The organism is Listeria farberi, from assembly GCF_014229295.1.
Taxonomy (GTDB): domain Bacteria; phylum Bacillota; class Bacilli; order Lactobacillales; family Listeriaceae; genus Listeria; species Listeria farberi.
The window spans coordinates 70,544-90,229 of record NZ_JAARZL010000007.1; the positions used below are offsets into that span (position 1 = coordinate 70,544).

The 19,686-nt window shown below is 36.2% G+C and carries 22 protein-coding genes, 1 tRNA gene and 1 pseudogene; 13 read left to right on the forward strand and 11 right to left on the reverse strand.

Annotation, left to right across the window (positions count from 1 at the left end):
* Positions 1 to 15 precede the first annotated feature (15 nt).
* Positions 16 to 591: a TetR/AcrR family transcriptional regulator gene (locus HCB38_RS14295; protein WP_185638864.1), complete on the reverse strand. Its 576-nt coding sequence runs from the start codon at positions 589 to 591 to the stop codon at positions 16 to 18.
* Between the two features lie 184 nt (positions 592 to 775).
* Between HCB38_RS14295 and HCB38_RS14300 the strand changes: the two genes are divergently transcribed.
* The 4 genes and pseudogenes from HCB38_RS14300 (at position 776) to HCB38_RS14315 (ending at position 4,623) form a co-directional block, all read left to right on the forward strand.
* Complete coding sequence (locus HCB38_RS14300; protein ID WP_185638866.1) at positions 776 to 1,444, forward strand: class I SAM-dependent methyltransferase; 669 nt, start codon at positions 776 to 778, stop codon at positions 1,442 to 1,444.
* A 35-nt stretch (positions 1,445 to 1,479) separates the two neighbouring features.
* Positions 1,480 to 1,742 (forward strand): annotated as a pseudogene (locus HCB38_RS14305) (hypothetical protein); the annotation flags it as partial.
* Between the two features lie 207 nt (positions 1,743 to 1,949).
* Complete coding sequence (locus HCB38_RS14310; RefSeq protein ID WP_185320027.1) at positions 1,950 to 2,381, forward strand: MarR family transcriptional regulator; 432 nt, start codon at positions 1,950 to 1,952, stop codon at positions 2,379 to 2,381.
* The gene (locus HCB38_RS14315) at positions 2,374 to 4,623 is read left to right on the forward strand and encodes an ATP-binding cassette domain-containing protein (protein ID WP_185638867.1); all 2,250 of its coding nucleotides are present in this window, start codon (positions 2,374 to 2,376) and stop codon (positions 4,621 to 4,623) included. The genes HCB38_RS14310 and HCB38_RS14315 overlap by 8 nt, the downstream gene beginning before the upstream one ends.
* A 199-nt stretch (positions 4,624 to 4,822) precedes the next feature.
* On the opposite strand, the gene HCB38_RS14320 is transcribed toward HCB38_RS14315, so the two are convergent.
* The 5 genes from HCB38_RS14320 to HCB38_RS14340 all read right to left on the reverse strand — a co-directional run bounded on the left by HCB38_RS14320 (position 4,823) and on the right by HCB38_RS14340 (position 9,392).
* A tRNA-Arg gene (locus HCB38_RS14320) sits at positions 4,823 to 4,896 on the reverse strand.
* A gap of 107 nt (positions 4,897 to 5,003) precedes the next feature.
* Positions 5,004 to 5,996, reverse strand: coding sequence for a rod-share determining protein MreBH (mreBH, locus tag HCB38_RS14325; protein WP_185320029.1), 993 nt, complete (start codon positions 5,994 to 5,996; stop codon positions 5,004 to 5,006).
* Between the two features lie 218 nt (positions 5,997 to 6,214).
* Complete coding sequence (locus HCB38_RS14330; RefSeq protein WP_185320030.1) at positions 6,215 to 7,474, reverse strand: MDR family MFS transporter; 1,260 nt, start codon at positions 7,472 to 7,474, stop codon at positions 6,215 to 6,217.
* Between the two features lie 101 nt (positions 7,475 to 7,575).
* On the reverse strand, positions 7,576 to 8,808 hold the full coding sequence (locus HCB38_RS14335; protein WP_185320031.1) for an aminopeptidase: 1,233 nt from the start codon (positions 8,806 to 8,808) through the stop codon (positions 7,576 to 7,578).
* 137 nt (positions 8,809 to 8,945) lie between these two features.
* Positions 8,946 to 9,392, reverse strand: coding sequence for a flavodoxin (locus tag HCB38_RS14340; protein WP_003767289.1), 447 nt, complete (start codon positions 9,390 to 9,392; stop codon positions 8,946 to 8,948).
* A 187-nt stretch (positions 9,393 to 9,579) separates the two neighbouring features.
* Here HCB38_RS14340 and map point away from each other — a divergent pair, with 187 nt between their 5' ends.
* Together map and HCB38_RS14350 are read left to right on the forward strand one after the other, a co-directional pair.
* The gene (map, locus tag HCB38_RS14345) at positions 9,580 to 10,338 is read left to right on the forward strand and encodes a type I methionyl aminopeptidase (RefSeq protein WP_185320032.1); all 759 of its coding nucleotides are present in this window, start codon (positions 9,580 to 9,582) and stop codon (positions 10,336 to 10,338) included.
* A gap of 127 nt (positions 10,339 to 10,465) precedes the next feature.
* On the forward strand, positions 10,466 to 11,272 hold the full coding sequence (locus HCB38_RS14350) for an AAC(3) family N-acetyltransferase (RefSeq protein ID WP_185320033.1): 807 nt from the start codon (positions 10,466 to 10,468) through the stop codon (positions 11,270 to 11,272).
* 19 nt (positions 11,273 to 11,291) lie between these two features.
* Here HCB38_RS14350 and HCB38_RS14355 read toward each other — a convergent pair whose 3' ends face one another.
* Positions 11,292 to 11,513 (reverse strand): DUF1128 domain-containing protein, encoded by a 222-nt coding sequence (locus HCB38_RS14355; RefSeq protein WP_003768985.1) that lies wholly within the window; start codon positions 11,511 to 11,513, stop codon positions 11,292 to 11,294.
* 91 nt (positions 11,514 to 11,604) lie between these two features.
* On the opposite strand from HCB38_RS14355, the gene HCB38_RS14360 reads away from it, so the two are divergent.
* Positions 11,605 to 12,474 carry a YihY/virulence factor BrkB family protein gene (locus HCB38_RS14360; RefSeq protein ID WP_185320034.1) on the forward strand — a complete coding sequence of 290 codons (870 nt, stop codon included), beginning with the start codon at positions 11,605 to 11,607 and terminating at the stop codon, positions 12,472 to 12,474.
* 27 nt (positions 12,475 to 12,501) lie between these two features.
* Here the strand turns inward: HCB38_RS14360 and HCB38_RS14365 are convergent, their stop codons facing one another.
* Positions 12,502 to 13,146: a deoxynucleoside kinase gene (locus tag HCB38_RS14365; protein ID WP_185638868.1), complete on the reverse strand. Its 645-nt coding sequence runs from the start codon at positions 13,144 to 13,146 to the stop codon at positions 12,502 to 12,504.
* Between the two features lie 105 nt (positions 13,147 to 13,251).
* Between HCB38_RS14365 and HCB38_RS14370 the strand changes: the two genes are divergently transcribed.
* From HCB38_RS14370 to HCB38_RS14385, 4 genes are all read left to right on the forward strand, one after another.
* Positions 13,252 to 13,632: an OsmC family protein gene (locus HCB38_RS14370; RefSeq protein ID WP_185638869.1), complete on the forward strand. Its 381-nt coding sequence runs from the start codon at positions 13,252 to 13,254 to the stop codon at positions 13,630 to 13,632.
* A 64-nt stretch (positions 13,633 to 13,696) separates the two neighbouring features.
* On the forward strand, positions 13,697 to 15,076 hold the full coding sequence (rlmD, locus tag HCB38_RS14375; RefSeq protein WP_185320036.1) for a 23S rRNA (uracil(1939)-C(5))-methyltransferase RlmD: 1,380 nt from the start codon (positions 13,697 to 13,699) through the stop codon (positions 15,074 to 15,076).
* Positions 15,077 to 15,091: 15 nt separating this feature from the next.
* A complete protein-coding gene (gene fosX, locus HCB38_RS14380) occupies positions 15,092 to 15,493 on the forward strand; it encodes a fosfomycin resistance hydrolase FosX (protein ID WP_185638871.1) in 402 nt (133 codons plus the stop codon).
* Between the two features lie 20 nt (positions 15,494 to 15,513).
* Entirely contained in the window at positions 15,514 to 15,867 is a 354-nt protein-coding gene (locus tag HCB38_RS14385) for a hypothetical protein (protein WP_185320038.1), read from the forward strand.
* Positions 15,868 to 15,901: 34 nt separating this feature from the next.
* Here the strand turns inward: HCB38_RS14385 and HCB38_RS14390 are convergent, their stop codons facing one another.
* Both HCB38_RS14390 and HCB38_RS14395 read right to left on the reverse strand, forming a co-directional pair.
* Positions 15,902 to 16,108 (reverse strand): hypothetical protein, encoded by a 207-nt coding sequence (locus tag HCB38_RS14390; RefSeq protein WP_009931772.1) that lies wholly within the window; start codon positions 16,106 to 16,108, stop codon positions 15,902 to 15,904.
* Between the two features lie 27 nt (positions 16,109 to 16,135).
* The gene (locus HCB38_RS14395; RefSeq protein ID WP_185638873.1) at positions 16,136 to 17,038 is read right to left on the reverse strand and encodes a methyl-accepting chemotaxis protein; all 903 of its coding nucleotides are present in this window, start codon (positions 17,036 to 17,038) and stop codon (positions 16,136 to 16,138) included.
* Between the two features lie 190 nt (positions 17,039 to 17,228).
* Here HCB38_RS14395 and HCB38_RS14400 point away from each other — a divergent pair, with 190 nt between their 5' ends.
* Positions 17,229 to 17,771 (forward strand): GNAT family N-acetyltransferase, encoded by a 543-nt coding sequence (locus HCB38_RS14400; RefSeq protein WP_185320040.1) that lies wholly within the window; start codon positions 17,229 to 17,231, stop codon positions 17,769 to 17,771.
* A 42-nt stretch (positions 17,772 to 17,813) separates the two neighbouring features.
* On the opposite strand, the gene HCB38_RS14405 is transcribed toward HCB38_RS14400, so the two are convergent.
* On the reverse strand, positions 17,814 to 18,779 hold the full coding sequence (locus HCB38_RS14405) for a cation diffusion facilitator family transporter (protein ID WP_185608190.1): 966 nt from the start codon (positions 18,777 to 18,779) through the stop codon (positions 17,814 to 17,816).
* Positions 18,780 to 18,986: 207 nt separating this feature from the next.
* Between HCB38_RS14405 and HCB38_RS14410 the strand changes: the two genes are divergently transcribed.
* Positions 18,987 to 19,661, forward strand: a complete 675-nt coding sequence (locus tag HCB38_RS14410) for a VanZ family protein (RefSeq protein WP_185320042.1) — start codon at positions 18,987 to 18,989, stop codon at positions 19,659 to 19,661.
* Positions 19,662 to 19,686 lie beyond the last annotated feature (25 nt).

Consider the following 19,686-nt stretch of genomic DNA (forward strand, 5'->3'; position numbering starts at 1 on the left):
TCTTTCGTATTCTAATTATCTCCCAATCAACCCATACAAAAATAAATGAATAATCTCCGCTTGTTTCTTCTCTAGTTCTTCTTCTGGAACTGTTAAACCTAATCCATTAATAGAATCAATGAAAAGTTGGATTACATCATCAGAAATGTCGTTATTGATTACTTTTGCTTTTTTTCCAGCGGCAACATATTCCATATAAATATCTTTTTTTAACTTGTTAATATTGTTTACTAAAAGTGTTATAAATTGAGAATCCTTGCTGGCTTCTGTAGATATAAATTTACTTAAAGACACGTTGATTTCCGCTTGGCAAAGCTGGATGGCGCGTGCTAGTTTGACTGTAAAACTACCTTCAGAAACTAATATTTCTGCGGCTAAAGTAATCGTATCTTGCATAATGATTTTAGCGCATTCAGCAACGAGAGCTTCCTTATTTCCGAAATAATTATATATAGAAACTTGGGAGACCCCAGCGAGACTTGCAATATCTTTAATACTTACATCAGAAAAACCTTGTTTTCCAAATAAAGAAAGGGCTGCCTGAATAATTGCAGTCTTCTTTTTTAGTGTTCTTTTTTCATAATTATTCATGTCCTAAACACTTCCCTAAGCTAATCTTATCTTCAGTAATAATATAACACAAAAGCATTTAATTTGAAATATGAAGCAGTAAATTTCAAAAGTTATTGACTTGTAAGATGGGATTATTATACAATGGTTTTGAAATATAAATACAACTATTTCAAAACTAAAGACCCGTGAAAGGACTTTAATTATGATGAAAATAACAAAAAGAAAGAAAATAACGTTAATCATTTTGGGAGGTATCATCGGTTTGAGTTTTATTTTATATAAACCATTAATTAACTATTTAAGCGAACAAGCGGCGAACCCGCATGGGATTATTGGTGAAATTACTACGAAAATATGGTCATCCTATTTTGAAGATTTGAGTGAGTGGACCATTAGTAATACTGAACTAAGCGATGTTAATTATGTATTAGATATTGGTTACGGCGGCGGCTCCAATGTTAAAAACCTCGTTGAACTAAATAAAAATTTAACTATTTATGGTGTGGATATTTCTGAAGATTCCTATAAAACAGCCACAAATTTGAATAAAAAAGCAATAAATAATGGCAAAGTAGAGCTATCTGTACAAGATGTTGCATCGATGAATTATCAAGCGGGTATTTTCGATGTAGTTTATGCCATACAAACCCATATGTATTGGGATAATCCTAAAAAGGGGTTTGAAGAAATCTATCGGGTCATGTCACAAAAAGGTGTTTTAATAGTGTCGTCCGAAAAAGACAAAATTGATTATCATATGGACGAATATAAAACAAATGCTACACTAACAGCACTCTTGAAAGAAATTGGCTTTAGAGAAGTAGTGGAGAAAGAAAAGGGAAATTGGGTTTTGTATACAATCAGAAAATAATTGCGAGTTATATTATCTTTTGAAATTTCTTTTATACAGATGTTTTAAATGACAATCTGGGTTGGAAAGGTTTAGGAATTGTAGATGGTTTTGACATAGGACAAACCGCGAATCCCAATAAGCAATTTGCTTTAAATATATTTTGTGTAGTTGTTGATGAAGAAATAGGTGTCAAAGTGATTAAATCAGCCCTAAGAAATATACTAGAGTAAAAATTGCTTCCAGACCATTTTCAGATGATGCTGAATATGCTTTAAAATTTTCAGCAAAGAAAAATGATTTAGATTTTTATGTATGAGTAAAGTTTCAAAATAATGATTGTAAAAAAGCCAAAATCCTTGTTAAATTAAGAATTTTGGCTTTTTGGAATGCCGATAAGAGGAATCAAGCTACGAACTAATCTCTAGGATGGGCAAGTTATATCTGTTTAACTATTAGCGCTTGGTATTTAATTGCTTTTTTGATATAGTTTCTATATAGAAACTATATCGAGGAGGACAAGTAAATGATTCAGTTAGAAAATGTGCTAAAGGATTTACAGTGTGAATTGGTCGCAGAAAGGACTAGAAATAATCCGAAAACCATTAGTTGGCTTCAATATGATATCTTAAATCTTCTTAATTCAGAGTCCGAGATGCTTCCCTCCAAAATCAGTATTTTACTTGGAACTAGCAGAACAAAACTATCAAAGGCATTAAAAGAATTAAAAATAATGAACTATATTAAACAGAAGCCAAATGATAAAGATGGTCGGGAGTTACTAACTTTTCTAGCAAAAGACGGACACCAATTACTAGCTCAAATTGATAGTGGACACGCTCATCTTTTACAAGTTGCAAATACAGTTTTTGAAACGGAGGAAAAAGAGCAGTTTAAATCCCTAGCGGAAAAATATTTGAATGCGCTTAAATTAGAAAGGTTGAGAGATTATGAATAGTTTTATTTCTATAGAAGGAGCCAAAACAAATAATTTAAAAAATATTTCTCTTAAATTTCCTAAATATCAAATCAGTGTCGTAACTGGGGTTTCCGGCTCTGGTAAGTCTTCTTTGGTTTTTGATACTCTAGCTGCTGAATCTCAAAGATTATTAAATGAAACTTACTCCAGTTATATTCAACAGCTACTGCCGCATTATCCGCACCCAATTGTTGATAAAATAGAAAATTTACCAGTTTCTATTGTGATTAGCCAAAAAAAAATAGGGGATAACGCGCGCTCAACAGTAGGCACTGTAACAGATATTTATGCGAGCTTAAGACTCTTGTTTTCAAGAATTGCCATCCCATTTATAGGCTACTCTATGACATACTCGTTTAATAATCCAAAAGGAATGTGTGAGACATGTAAAGGATTAGGTGAGGTTAAAGAGATTGATATATCTAAACTGATTGATTTTGACAAGTCTTTAAATGATGGTGCGATTGACTTTCCTACTTTTCAGCCAGGTGGATGGCGACTGACTAGATATACAGAATCTGGTAATTTTGATAATGATAAAAAAATTAAAGATTATAATAAAACTGAATTGGAACTTTTACTAAACAATCGTGGAAGCTCCCCCATCAATCCTACGGAAAAATGGCCAAAGACAGCAACTTATGTTGGTATTATTCCAAGAATTACTAAAAACTTCATCGAAAAAGCGGCTAATAAATATACTATGCAATTAAAACGTATTTTAGAAGTTAAAGAATGCCCAAGTTGTCAAGGAACTAGAGTGAATAGACTAGTTCGTTCTGCAAAAATTAATGAAAAATCTATTGCAGATTGTGTAACCATGACTATTGTTGAATTAATAGAATTCATTAAAGGTATTCAGTCTCCTACCGTTCAGATAATTTTGGAGGATTTAATTAAAAAATTAAAAAGTTTAGAGGATGTAGGCTTAAGTTATTTATCTCTCAATCGCCCAACTGCAACTCTTTCTGGAGGAGAATCTCAAAGAATAAAAATGACCAAACATCTCAGTAGCGCGCTTAGTGATGTTCTATATATTTTTGATGAACCGAGTATCGGACTTCACCCCGAAGACGTTCACGGAATATCAAAAATAATTAAAGGACTAAAAGATAAAGGAAATACCGTAGTGCTGGTTGATCATGATCCAGATATTATCAAAATGGCAGATCACATCATTGAGATAGGACAAGGAGCCGGCGATAGAGGTGGAACTATTACATTTGAAGGAAGCTACGGAGAATTATTGAAATCAAATACAGTTACTGGGAGAGTGTTATCTACGAAGGTAAATATTAATCCAGAAAGAAAAAACTTCTCTGGTTATTATAAATTAGAGAATGCTAGTTTGCACAATGTTAAAAAGGTTTCGATAAGAGTACCCAAGCAATCATTAACAGTTGTAACAGGGTTAGCTGGCTCCGGTAAAAGCACCTTAATTAGGTATCTTTTTAAAAATAGATATCCTGAAGCAAGTATATTAGACCAGAGTCAGATAAGTGGTAGTGTTCGTTCAAATGTGCTTACGTATCTAAACATATTTGATAAGCTTAGAAGTATCTTCGCTCATCATTCAAGCAAAAGTGCATCTCTGTTTAGCTACAATGGAAAAGGAGCTTGTTCTATCTGTAAAGGTAAAGGATATATTAAGCTAGACTTAGCTTATATGGGGGATGTCGAACAAGTTTGTGAGGGGTGCCACGGAAAAAGGTATAACGATGAGGCTCTTTCTGTTTTATGGCACGGCTTAAATATCTATGATATCTTACAATTACCAGTCGATAAAGTGATAAATTTATTTGACGATGGCCAATTAACCAAAGTCATGCAAGACCTAATTGATGTTAATTTGGGTTATATCAAGCTAGGACAGTCTTTAGATACGTTTTCCGGCGGGGAACTTCAACGCCTAAAGATAGCTAAGACAATTTATCAAGATACTTCAAATATATTAATATTAGATGAACCGTCAACAGGGCTACATGAAATTGATATTGATAATTTACTTCTATTATTTAATAAACTTTTGAAAAAAAATAAAACATTAATTGTTTTAGAGCACAATCTCAAAATTATTAGTAATGCTCAATGGATTATTGATATGGGACTTCGAGGAGGTAATTTAGGTGGAAAGATATTGTTTGAAGGGTACCCAATTGATTTATTGAAAAATAAAGACTCTTACACAGCAAAATATTTACAAAGTTATATAACAAAATAGAGAAAATAACATTTAGTTCTGGCTAAATGTTTATAGTAAATGAAGAAAATTAGTTTTTAAGAAATTTGGTTAGCAAATCATCCATTAACCAAACAAAATCAACATTTATTTTACAAAGAAAAGAATGAGCTATCCAAAATATTAAAAGATATATAAAGCTAAAAACCCCTAAAATGAGGTTTTTAGCTTTATTCTTTGACGTCCCCGACTGGAATCGAACCAGCGACCTATTGCTTAGGAGGCAATTGCTCTATCCTACTGAGCTACAGGGACTTGAGATATAAACAACAGAAATAAGTTTACCAGAAATAAACATTAAGAGCAAGATAAAGAAGCATTTAGATTGGGGAATAAAGCGCCAATCCAAATGCTTCTTTTCATTAGTTTTTAGCTAATTTATCTACGAAAACGAGGGACTTCCCTGTGCCAATTGCCACGGATTCAAGCGGACTTGGAGCCATATGTACAGGGACATCGATTTCTTCTACTAGCCAGTCGCGGAATCCTTGAAGGAGAGAGCCACCACCGCTTAAAATAATACCTCGATCGACAATATCCCCACTTAACTCGGGTGGGCATAGTTCAAGCGTATTTCGAATAGCTTCCAGTATACGTTGTAGCGTTTCAGCTAAGGCGCTTTGGATTTCCGTAGAGCTTACTTGAATCGTTTTTGGTAAGCCAGTAAGTAAATCACGACCACGAATGTCAGCAGTTTGAGCTACATGTTCAATTGGCGCGTAACCTAGTTCCATTTTAATTCGCTCTGCCGTCGTTTGGCCGATTAAAAGGTTGTAATTCTTGCGGATGTATTGAATAATTTCTTCGTCCATATGGTCGCCGCCAGTTCGAATCGAAGTGCTTGAAACCACACCACCATACGAAATAATAGCAACCTCGCTTGTGCCGCCACCAATGTCCACAATTACATTCGCGACAGGCTCAGCTACAGGTAAATCAGCACCAATCGCAGCTGCGACAGGTTCTTCAATTAAAACAACCGAACGAGCTCCAGTTGATTTTACCGCGTCAGAAATAGCACGGCGCTCAACCGATGTTGCACCAGTTGGCGTACAAACAACCACATTAGGTTTTTTAACACCACTAACGGAGATTCGACGCATAATCTCGCGCAATAATCCACTCGTTAAATCAAAATCAGCAATAACACCATCTTTCATAGGTCTTACAGCAGAAATGGAAGTGGGCGTTTTACCAATCATCTCTTTTGCTTCTTGGCCAATCGCAAGTACCGTTCCATCATTTGTATTTAGCGCGACCACAGAAGGTTCATTCAAAATAATACCTTTTTCTTTACTGTAAACTAAAATATTTGCAGTACCTAAATCAATTCCTATAGTTGTTGTTCCAAACATTCTCACACCTAACTTTCTATTAAAAATAGCGAGTAAATTCTAGGTGTACAACTAACAGTATAGACTTTTTTCAGCGTATAAGCATTATTTAAACATGGTTGACATGAAAAGGTAATTTAAACACGAGATATAACAGTTTTTTTAGTTGTTTCGTAAATAAATCGTAAAAAAAGTAATCCAATAAAAAACGACTACCCATAATAGCTAGTCGTTTTTTATTAGGAAATTTTACGTTGTTTTTCAAACTCTGAATACATATAGTAATAAATCAATCCGCTAAGGAGCGCTAAAATACCAATAATAGTAAAGGTTCCAGTATAGCCAATTAAAGTCGAAAGTGTAATTGCAAGTGGGGCAATTACTTTACCGAGTGTATAACGGAGACCGGCCGCGGAAAAATACATTGCTCGTTTATCTTCCGGAGCCAACTGTGAAACAAACGTTTGTTGTAACCCAACTGTCATTAATTCTGCAAAGCTAAAGAGAATAATGGCGCAAATCGCTCCCCATGGTCCGGTCGAAATACCAAATAAGAAAATCGCAATTCCATAAAGAAAAGAAGAATTCATAAAGACAAATTTTTCCCTAAAGTGGCTCATCCAGCGAGTGACAACAACTGTAAGCGCAGCAACAAAGAATCCATTGATAGAAACGATAACACCAAATAATTGCTCACCAGTAAAATGAAAAGCGAATAAGTTAGAGGCACCGATAACTTCTTTAATGTATAGTGGGAAGAGCAAATCCAGTTGCATAAACGCCTGAGAAACAATAATTCCAGCAATAATATACAAGAAGAAAATCCTGTCTTTAAAAATAATTTTATAGTTTTTCAACTGCTCCATTAAAACAGTGCCAATGCTTTTTTGAACAACGGCTTTTTGTAAATCTGGATTAACTATTAGAGGTGCTGTTTCGTGACCAAATTTTTGCAGTAAAAAGAGAAGTAATAAGTCCGCACAAACAATAGCAAGTAATGTTTCTGTCGTGAAATTATAAAATAATACCGAACCAAGAATCGGACCAATAACGACCGCAATATTAATCATCATATAGAACACCGAATAAATATGCGTCCGATGCTCAGGTGGAACAACATCCGCAATCATTGCTTGACTTGCTGGCTGATAAAACGCCATAAAAACACTCGCAATCGCGAAACCAGCAAAACTTAAGTAAGGAGAATCCACAACATGAAGTGCACCTATCGCAAAAACAAGAAAACCAAAACCTTCTCCGATAACAGAAATACTCATCATCCGTTTCCTACCAAAATTATCAGCAAAATAGCCACCAAGTAATGCTGTGAAAACCGCCAAAATTTGTGAAACAATCAGTAGAATGCTTGTAAGTTCACGGCCAATACTTTCGGAAAAGTAAATCGTTAAAAAGGGGAACACCATCCAAAAAGAAATATCAAGTAGTGCTTCCCCAAAAAGCCTTACTTTTAAATTGATGTCCCATGTACTAAATTTCATCTAATGCACCTCGCTCTCTTCTATGAAAATAACAAACGAAAACCCTTGAAAGCTAGTAGCTACAAGGGTTTTACGCAAAAGGTATAAGGTTTAAAAAAGGATTAGAATGCCCAATCACCTTTACGGAAAACAGGAACAACTTCACCAGATTCTGTTACACCATCAATGTCCATTTCAGAAGAACCAATCATGAAGTCAACGTGTGTCAAACTATTGTTTACACCAGCAGCTTCTAATTCTTCGCGAGACATTTCTTCGCCACCTTTAACATTAAACGCATACGCACTACCGATTGCTAGATGGTTAGATGCATTTTCGTCAAATAGCGTGTTGTAGAATAAAATGCCGGATTGGGAAATAGGGGATGGATCTGGAACTAGAGCCACTTCGCCTAAATAATGAGAACCTTCATCCGTTGCGATTAAATCTTTTAAAATTTCTTCGCCAGATGCAGCTTCAACACCAACAATACGACCTTTTTCAAAAGTGATTTTGAAGTCATCGATAATATTTCCTGCATAACTAAGTGGTTTCGTACTTGAAACATAGCCTTCCACTTTTAGTTTATCCGCACAACAGAAAACTTCTTCTGTTGGCATATTGGCCATAAATTCATGTCCTTTTTTATTCTTACTACCAGCGCCAACCCAAAGATGGTTTTTTGGAAGACCAATTGTAAGGTCTGTTCCAGGAGCCGTATAATGTAAAGAAGTAAATTGTTTTTCATTTAAACTTTCTGCTTTTGCAGCAAGTGTTTGATCGTGATTTTTCCAAGTTTCTACCGGGTTTTCTGTGTTAATACGAGTTGTTTCAAAAATAGCTTCCCAAAGTGTTTCCATTTGTTCTACTGGTGTTAAATCTGGGAATACTTTTGCTGCCCATCCTTGTGAAGCTGCTGCAACAACTGTCCAGCTTACGACATTTGCTTGCATTAACTCACGAAACTCGCTCATTGCGCCACCCATTGTTTTTTGGAAAGTAGCGATTTTGTTGCTATCCACACCGTTTAGTAAATCGGGGTCTTCCGAGGTGATGGAAATAAAACAAGCGCCTTCTTTGGCAAGTTCTGTTTTTTCTGCAACACGGTGAACCGGAGCGCTTTCAAAAACGCGTAGTGGAGCATTTTTGTAACGTAATGCGCCTAATTCTTCATCGCGCCAATCCATAATGACATCCTCTGCGCCTACTTCAAAAGCATATTTGGAAATAAGGCGAACTAGGGGAGCCGCGTCAACTGGAGCCATAATTACTACTTTCTGTTCAGGTTGGACGTTTACACCAACTTTTACAATCAATTCTGCATACTTTTCTAATTTTTCACTAAATACTGTCATAATTAATCACTCCAATCTTTTTATTCAATACGAGAATTGTATCTCAATTAATGAGGTAAAGCAACCACGAGGCTACTGTTTTTGCTATTTTTAAATAAATAAAAAAGCAAGTCCGAAAAAGAGGACTTGCTTTTTTATTATCCTTTTAATGCCTCAACGAAAGTTTTTGCATAACTTTCTGCGCGAACAACATCTTCTTCGTCAGGATCAAGGTCTACTTTTAGCCCAGCAACTGGAACTGTAGCGCCTTGTTCTTTCAGACGAGTTTCAACTAAATCAACTGTTAAGCAATATTCATCATAAAAAGTATCGCCAGAACCGAAAGAAGCACAAACTTTGCCGCTAAAATCAACGTCCGCCATATCTTCATAAAAATCAACGAATTCATCAGGAAGCTGACCATCATCATAAGTATAGCCACCAATTAGTGCGCCATCATATTCTAGTAAATCTTCAGGATCAACTGAAATACATTCTTCAATTTCTACTTCGATATCGTATTTTTCTAATTCTTCACCTAAAATGTCGGCAATTTCTTGTGTATTACCAGTCATGCTGGCATAAACGATCATCACTTTTGTCATTTTGCATCACCATTTTCTGAATTTTTTATTGTTTAAAATGGCACAAGCCAGTCTACCATTTTTCAACTGATACATTCTATTATAAATGTCTTCAGAAAAACTGCAACCTTTTTTCCAGATTACTTTATTTCTAAGGGTTTTCGAGCTATAATAGTAAATAGTGGAAATTTTAGGAGGGAATGAAAAGATGATTACACTCAAATCAAGACGCGAAATCGATGAGATGAAAGCAGCAGGGAAAATCCTTGCCGATACGCATAAAGAACTAAAAAAAATCATTAAACCTGGTATTACTAGCTGGGATTTAGAAGTATTTACAGATGAGTTTTTACGCAAAAATGGTGCAACTCCAGAACAAAAAGGCTTTGAAGGTTATGAATATGCCATTTGTGCAAGTATTAATGATGAAATTTGTCACGGTTTTCCGCGCAAACAAAAGTTAAATCAAGGCGATATTATTACAGTGGATATGGTCGTGAACTATCATGGTGCGCTTGCTGATTCCGCATGGACTTATGCAGTAGGAGAAGTTTCTGATGATGTGAAACACTTAATGGATGTAACGCATAAAGCTCTTTATCTTGGAATCGAGCAAGCACAGGTAGGAGCTCGAGTAGGTGACATTGGTCATGCTATCCAAACATATGTAGAATCTGAAAACCTTGCTGTTGTACGTGAGTTTATTGGTCACGGTGTTGGACCTACTTTACATGAAAAACCAGATATTCCGCATTACGGTAATGCTGGAAAAGGACTACGCTTAAAAGAAGGTATGGTCATTACAGTCGAGCCAATGGTAAATATGGGCGCGTGGAAAGCCAAAATGGATGATAATGGCTGGACTGCGAGAACGGTTGATGGTTCTTTATCTGCTCAATATGAACATACCTTTGCCATTACAAAAGATGGTCCAGAAATTTTAACCTATCAAGGCGAAAATGATTAATTAAATTAGTGAGCCAGATGAATTTAGAACAGAATTGGAGTAAAAACATGTAGTTTATTACATCTGTTTTTACTTTAACGTTTTTTCTAGGCATCTGGCTTTATTTTTAGAGGTGGTGACAGGACAATTGGGAGAAAAAATGGCCATCTGGCGAACGAAAAAACCAGCAACAAAACAAAAAATCGTGTCAGACCTGGAAAAAGCGGGTATTAAAGAAGGTGATACGGTTATTTTTCATGCCTCCATGTCAAAAGCACACTGGATTTGCGGAGGACCGGTGGCGGTGATTTATGCCCTTCAAGAGGCGGTTGGCATTAAAGGAAATATCATCATGCCAGCGCAAACCGGACAATTGAGCGACCCGGAAAAATGGGAAAATCCACCCGTTCCAGAAAGCTGGTGGAAAACAATTCGAGCAGAGACGCCACCCTTTGATCCATTAGTAACACCAACTCGTGGTATGGGCGTAATTGCGGAAACCTTTCGAGCTATGCCAGATGTGGCGCGCAGTTTTCATCCATATCATTCGTTTTGCGCATGGGGAAAAGACAAAGAAGAAATACTAGCTCACCAACCTCTTGCAAAAAGCTTAGGGGATGATTCACCGCTCGGTAAGTTATATCAACTTTCAGCTAAAATAATTTTGTTTGGAGTGGATAACAATAATAATACTTCTCTTCATTTAGCAGAAGAACGGTCAAATATGTTTCCGCTTATCGAAAATCAAGCTGCATTTTTGAAACAAGGTGAGATTGTTTGGGAGAAGTATCAGGAAATTGATTATAACAGTGAAGCGTTTATCGCGTTAGGTCGTACATATGAGAAAGAACGTGATTTTCACCCAACGACGATTATAGGAGCGCCAACTAAAATCTATGATATGTGTGATTTAGTGGATTTTGGAACCCATTATTTCCAAACAAAAAACCACTAAATAGTGGCTGGAATTTGTTTTATTTTCTAATCCTCCGCAACTCTTCTGCAAATAATTGCATTTCGCGTGGGCTAAAATTTGATTTACGTTTAATTAGCTGATAAATATCAGTAAGTGCGTTATAATCAACAGAGTCAAGCTCGAGGTTTTCAAAAACGCCAACATTCACCATTTTTAGTTTAGTAGTAATCTCTGCTAACATAAAATCTAAGTTTTCCTGTGAAGGGGTTTCAAGATTCATCTTTTTGCTCCTTTCAAGCTAATAGACAAAATTTTACCATAATAGAAGAAAAACTTCCAGATGAATGACTAGAAAAAGGGGGACCTTATCAGTGTGGAAAAAAGTAGTAAATTATATCAAACATAACGGAATTGTCCAAGTGGGCCAAACAGTAAGCGCACGAGTAGGGCGAAATGACGTTTCTGGGAATGCAGCACAGCTAGCTTATTATATGCTGTTTTCGATTTTTCCAATGCTTCTAATCGCGGCCACGTTGCTCGCTTATCTTCATATTGATAAAGATTCGGTTTTTAATATGATAAAAGAATTTGCACCAGATCAGATTATGAGCTTTTTAGAAGAAAATTTAAACACCTTACTAACGCAGAAAAATGGTGGATTGCTTTCTATCGGGATTATCGCGACTTTATGGTCGGCATCTAATGGTATGAATGCTGTGATGAAATCGCTTAATAAAGCATATGGTGTAACGAATAAACGGAACTATGTCGTACAGCGCTTATTATCGATGTTTTTCACGTTAGCAATGCTTGCAACGGTGGGGGCTACTTTGCTATTACTCGTATTTGGACAACAAATTGGAATGTTTTTAATTAACCATTTGAATTTCTCGGAAGACTTTCTTAGTTTTTGGAATAATCTTCGTTGGACTGTTACGCTCGTTGTTATTTTTGTCGTCTTTACCTTTTTATATTGGGTGGCGCCAAATAGGCGTAGTACGTTAATTAGTGTTCTTCCTGGAGCGCTTTTTTCAACCATTGGCTGGACAGTAGCTTCAGTTGGTTTTGCGTATTACGTAAATAACTTCGGCAATTATTCCGCAACATATGGTAGTATCGGTGTGATTATTATTTTAATGTTGTGGTTTTACTTAACTGGTATTATTTTAATGATTGGCGGAGAGCTGAATGCAACACTTGCAATCCGTAAAAAGAAAAAAGAACTAGGCGAAATCAATTAAAAAACGCTAAAACTGCAGTGGGCAGTTTTAGCGTTTTAATTTTTCATGAATAAGTTGCATGACATATCTTGCGTCGCTTGGTTTATTAATATCAATCTCATCAATATTAATAACGAGTGTATCACTTTTATCGTAAGACGCAAACCAGCTATCGTAGCGACTGTGGAGATGCTTATAGTAATCAAGTAAACCAGGATTATCAAAGGTTTGCTCGTAAGGACGGCCACGTAAGGAAATTCTACTTAACACGGTGTCCAAACTTCCACGTAAATAAATTAACAAATCCGGCGCTTTTTTTGGCATATATGCGAGCTCTTCCATCATATTATCGAGTAAATCAAGATATGTATCCATCTCAGGTTCCGAAATGTTGCCTTCTTCAAAATTAATTTGCGTAAAAAGCGCATCCTCATAAATGCTCCGATCAAGCACATTATTTTGATCCGTTAGTGCAGCTTTAATACTGCGAAAACGGGTATTTAAAAAATATATTTGTAAGGCAAAAGCCCATCTTTTTGGGTCATCATAAAACATTTCAAGGATGCGATTATCCTTAATGCTTTCATAAAATGCCTTTGTTCCAAGTTCATTTGCAATTAGCTCTGTATAACTACTTTTCCCAGCGCCAATCATTCCTGCTAAAACAATCACTTTATTTCCTACTCCTTCCATAAAACGAGTAGCCTCCTTTTTGGTCGACTATCTGTTCATTATACTACTAATTTGCTTAATAAGGAGATTTTTTGTACGATAAAAGAGAAGAAATGAGGGATAATGATGACAAAACCATTAAAGCTAGTTTATACCGAAAATGGGTTTGACACAGGAAGTTTTTTAATTGATGACAAAATGACCGATTATTCACCAGCAGATTTGATGTTGATGTCTATTGCCAGTTGTAGCGCCATTGTTTTTCGTAACATTTTAAGGAAAAAACGAGTGGATTTTACTGATTTATGGGTAGACGCGACAATGGAACGTATTCCCGAAGAAGAAAATCGGATTAGCGCGATTCATCTTCATTTTAAAATTACCGGTGCTGACTTAGATCCTAATCCACTTGAAAAAGCACTAAAATTAACCCCAAAATACTGTTCGATGGTTCGTTCTGTTGAAAAAAGTATCATTGTCGATGAAAGTCTTGAACTCATGCCATAAACTACTGACAAGTGGCAGTTTTTTTGTTAGTATTAATGAAGACTTGGAATGATGGAGGAAAATAATGAATCAAAATCCAGTAGAAGAAGGCCAAAAGTTCCCGCTAACTATTAGACGCATGGGAATCAACGGGGAGGGAATCGGCTACTTTAAAAAAGCAGTTGTATTTGTACCTGGCGCAATTACAGGTGAAGAAGTAGTTGTCGAAGCGGTCAAAGTTCGCGATCGTTTCACCGAAGCAAAATTAAATAAAATTCGTAAAAAATCTCCAAACCGAGTTACCGCACCTTGCCCAGTATACGAGGCGTGTGGTGGTTGCCAGTTGCAACATGTGGCCTATAGCGCCCAACTTGAATTAAAACGAGATATTGTTATTCAATCAATCGAAAAACATACAAAAATCGATCCAGCAAAATTAAAAATCCGCCCAACAATCGGAATGGAAGACCCTTGGCGTTACCGCAATAAAAGCCAATTCCAAACAAGAATGGTAGGCAGTGGTCAAGTCGAAACAGGGCTTTTCGGAGCCAATTCTCACCAACTTGTTCCGATTGAAGACTGCATCGTCCAACAACCAGTTACCATCAAAGTAACCAATTTTGTACGTGATTTACTCGAAAAATATGGCGTACCGATTTATGATGAAAAAGCTGGCAGCGGAATCGTACGCACGATCGTAGTCCGTACAGGCGTAAAAACTGGAGAAACACAACTCGTCTTCATTACAAATAGTAAAAAGTTACCTAAAAAACGTGAAATGCTTGCAGAAATCGAAGCAGCTCTTCCAGAAGTCACTTCAATTATGCAAAACGTCAACCAAGCAAAATCCTCACTTATTTTTGGGGACGAAACGTTCCTATTAGCCGGAAAAGAAAGCATCGAAGAAAAATTAATGGAACTCGAATTCGATCTATCTGCTCGTGCCTTTTTCCAATTAAATCCGTTCCAAACAGAGCGATTATACCAAGAAGTCGAAAAAGCGCTCGTACTAACAGGCAGTGAAACATTAGTAGATGCTTATTGCGGCGTTGGAACAATTGGTCAAGCCTTTGCCGGAAAAGTAAAAGAAGTCCGCGGTATGGATATTATTCCAGAATCCATTGAAGATGCCAAACGAAACGCAGAGAAAAATGGTATCGAAAACGTTTATTATGAAGTAGGGAAAGCAGAAGATGTTTTGCCAAAATGGGTAAATGAAGGTTTCCGCCCAGATGCTGTCATCGTTGACCCACCAAGAAGTGGCTGTGACCAAGGTTTAATTAAATCGCTGTTACAAGTAGAAGCAAAACAACTTGTTTACGTATCATGTAATCCGTCCACATTAGCACGCGACTTGGCTTTACTTGCGAAGAAATACCGCATTCGCTATATGCAACCTGTCGATATGTTCCCGCAAACAGCACACGTCGAAACAGTAGTGCTTTTGCAATTAAAAGATAACTAAAAGGACTGGTGGTACATGATTTCAGGATTAAGCCATATCACTTTAATTGTGAAAGATTTGAATAAAACAACCACATTCTTAGAAGAAATTTTTGATGCAGAAGAAATCTATTCTAGTGGCGATGAAACATTTTCGCTTTCCAAAGAAAAATTTTTTCTAATTGCTGGCCTGTGGATTTGCATTATGGAAGGTGAATCTTTACAAGAGCGCACTTACAACCATATTGCTTTCCAAATTCAAGCGGAGGAAATGGATGAGTATATCGAGCGAATTAAATCACTCGGCATGGAAATAAAACCAGAACGCGCTAGAGTAAAAGGCGAAGGACGATCCGTTTATTTTTATGATTATGATAATCATCTGTTTGAATTACACGCCGGGACATTAGAAGAACGCTTAAAAAGGTATCATAAATAGCAAACACAGGAGGAACTACTATGAAAAAACTATTTGATGAAACGAATGAATTTGAAAATAAGTACTACCGAACTATTTGGTACGGTTATATCGAAAATGAGTTTGAACCTGAATTAAGTGCTATGATAAAACAGCTAATTCAAAGCGATCTTGCAGAAAAAATGGCAAATCCAATCGAAGCAACACACTGGGTTTTCTATAGTGGAACACAAGCTGGCGATGCAATCGGTGATAAAGTCCGCTCTTCCATAATGGTTCGCCGGCGTGATAACGAGTTTGTCGTCCATTACAACATGAGCGATTTCCAATTTGTTACCGTGTTTGATGTAGCAATCAACTTTAAAAATCAACTTGAACAAGATTTGAATAAATAAAAACATCCCACCTATTGTTAGGTGGGATTCTCTTTCATCCAAGTTCTTTCCAGTGCCAATTACCGATATGTAAACCTTGGTCCATCTCACTAGATGTAAAACTATCAGCTCTTGCTTCTGTTTTTGCTCGCGTTAATGAAGTGGCGCTTCCAAAACTATTTGCGGTTTCATAATGGTACTCTTGGTTGTTCAAACGGATAATAATGGCGCGACCAGAAGGATGTTTTCCAATAAGTTTCAAGATTTCTTCGCTCCTTTTTTCAGTCAGTTAAATCATTTTTGTGAAAGCACCGGCATTTTGATCTAAGGCAGTAGAGGCTGATTCGATTTGATTAAAATCTTCTAAAGATAAAATAAGTACTTCTTGGCTTTCCTCGACTTTTGCTTCCACTCGTTCTGTACCACTGGAAATCGTATTAATTTCTTGTGTGATACCGTTGACGCTTTTTTCAACTTCTTTTATCGCCTCTTCTACACGGCTTGAAAGTTTGCGAACTTCTTCAGCTACAACACTAAATCCACGCCCAGCATCGCCAGCACGTGCGGCTTCAATGGCTGCATTCAGTGCAAGTAAATTTGTTTGAGAAGCAATGCCATTAATTGTATTGATAATACCATGAATATTTTGTGCTTCTATTTGTAAATCATGAAGTGTAACTGTATTTTCATTGGATTCTTTCGTGATTGATTTCACTAGTTCCAGGAGAGCTTCACTACGCGTTTTTCCAACACTGGAATGTTCTTTTAAATTTGTCGCCATGCTTTTTAAACCAGATGCAAAATCATGGACCGTTTCTTCTCTTCTCGTAATATCAGTTGCTATTTTTGCAACTCCGACTACTATTTCTTCGCGAATAATAGGGATATAAGTCGCTTCAAACCAAACACGTTCGCCACGAGCGTTTTTTCGTTCAATTTTATTTTGAAATTTTTGTCCAGCAAGTAGATTAGTCCACATTGCTTTGTAGCTAGCAGTTTGGACAAAGTCAGGAAAGCATAAGTCAGAGTGCAATAATTGCAACATTTCTTCTTCTGTATACCCCATAGCTTCCGCGAAAAGTGCATTAGCATAAGTTACTTTTTTATTAGTATCAAAACGAATTATTGCCACGTTTTGAAGTAAACCATCGAGAAGGAGAGTTGCGTCTTCTGTTTCCGCATTAACATTCATTAAAAAAACCTCCATTTTTTAGAAAAATAATATGAAAATAACCAACATCAACATAATAACATACTTATATTTGTATTAGAAGATTTATTTTTTTATAAAATGAAAAAAATAGAAAAATTTAGCTTAGTAGAGTTACTTGCAATCCTGTTAGAACAATCTTATAATTTAGAAAAATACGGGAGGGATAGGGATGCGAATTACGGGGGAACGAATTTACTTACGACCTTTTCAAATAACCGATGCGAATCAAAAACTAGCTTTTCATTTAGCGAATAAGGCTTTTTTTGCAGGCTATTCGATGGAGCGAGATGAGCGTTTTTATACGGTAGAAGAGCAACAAGCACTTATTTTGCGATTAGAAGACTTTGCTGCAAGTGATGTAGAGTATTATTATGGAATTTTCTTGAAAGATACAGATGAACTTATTGGCACGATTAATTTGTTTAGTATTTTGCGTGAATCGTTACAATCTGCATTTATCGGTTATTTTTTGGATAAGGCTCATAATGGAAATGGATATGCTACCGAGGCAGTACAGTTAATAGTAGATTTTGGATTTGACATTCTTGGACTTCATCGTATTGAAGCGGGTGTTATGCCAAAAAACGAGCGTTCTAAGCAAGTTTTACTAAAAGCCGGATTCCATTTAGAAGGGCTAGCGGTTCAAAATGTGCGTATAAATGGAACTTGGGAAGATCATCAAGTACTAGCAATTATAAATCCTCTAGACTAAAAAAGCCAAGTGGCGCAATTTGCCCACTTGGCTTTTTCTTTTTTAACGTCCGTCGCCATATTCCCAGTTACGAATAGCATCGTCTTCATCAAAAGAAATTAATACATCAGCTACTCCGCGGAGTTTACCAATATTTTCTTCTAAACGGTCTTTAATATCATCTACTTCCGCAAGTGTGAGCATTGGATCAAGCTCTATCTCAACATCAACGTGAAATAGATCACCTTCTTTTAATACAGTAAGTACTTGTATATCGCGTACATCGGGATCATTCATTACTAATTGTCCAACTGTTAAATGCATACTTTGATCTGACTCGCCAATAACTCCAGCAGCATTATCTAAAAATACTTTCCCAACCACAATAAACATCATAACGCCGATTAACATCGAGGCAATACCTTCTGCTTGATGAAAAGGGGTGTAGTGAGAAATAATGACTGCTATCATCGCAAGCAAACCACCACCAGTTGCAACCGAATCCTCCAAAAATACTAGTTTAGTCGCTGCTTTTGCCTTACCAAGATTTAAAATACTATCTTTAAATAAGCCAAGACCTTTTGATTCCAAACCAACATCATGAGCAATTTCGTGCATCGCCTTTACTAGAACGGAAAACTCTAAGGTAGTACAAAGTAGAAGTACTAGAAGGTTAATAAGAAAACCAGTTGAACTTGTCGGGTCTATAATGTGCGCGAAACCTTCTCGAATTGTCTCAAATGCCATAATGCCAACAACAATTACCGCACCAAGAAGTACTAAGTTAACCATCCGGCCAAAGCCATGAGGAAAACGTTGCGTCGGCCGTTTCTTACTCAAAGCAGAACCAATAAATACGAAAAACTGGTTAGCTGCGTCACCAAGACTATGTAACGTTTCAGCAAACATCGCAATATTCCCTGTGAAAAAATAAGTGACGCCTTTTATAACTGAAACAATCGTATTGACAAGTGCTGCGGTTAAAGCTGATTTATTGCCTTCTTTTAATAATCCTAATAATTCTTTCATACTAGTCTCCTCCAAGAATATCATTAAGAAATTGTAGCACTTTTTCAGTTAAAAAGAAAATAGGAACTAAGTAGCTTTCAAGAAGCTTGCAAAAATGTAAGCATAAACAAGCTTTCTTTTCAAATTTATATCTGCTAAACTGATACTAAGTGCTTATTCAGAGAGTCTGAAAGCTGATTTTGAAACGGAAGGCGTGGGAGTACGAGAATGCAAGTCCAAAAATGCCGTTTTTTTGTATTGTTACTGCCAGTATTATATCTCTTATATGGAGTTTCACTTGCATTACAATTTGGGAATAATGCTGATTTAATTAATACGATTACTAATAGTTCTATACTTTTATTAACGACACTTATTTTAACGAAAATGGCTAAATTAAAAAATTGGATTGATTTTATCTGGTTTTGTGTATTTATTTTATATATATTTGTGCTCGTACACCTAGTGGCTTATATTTCTATTGGTGACTTTGTAAACAGCACTTATACAGGAGATTTTCATATTCAAAAAGAAATGATTAATTTAATCCCTTTTACAACAATAGAAAATACATTCGAACAAACATTACCAACGATGCCAACAATTATTCAAATAATCGGGAATGTTTTATTATTATGTCCGCTGTCTTTCTTTCTACTTTACTTTAAAATCACGAGTACAGCAGGAAAAACTATACTTGTTATTTTCCTTACTTCTTGTGGGATTGAATTGTTGCAATTTGCTCAGACCACAATGATTACAGGATTTGAAAGCATCTCCCTTCCACCAAACCGCTCTACAGATGTAGATGATGTTATTTTGAACACGTTAAGCGGTTTAATTGGTGTGTTACTTGCATATGTTACTCCACCAGTTAGAAAACGTATAAATAAAAGAAGATGAATGTATTCGTTAAGGAGAATTAGTT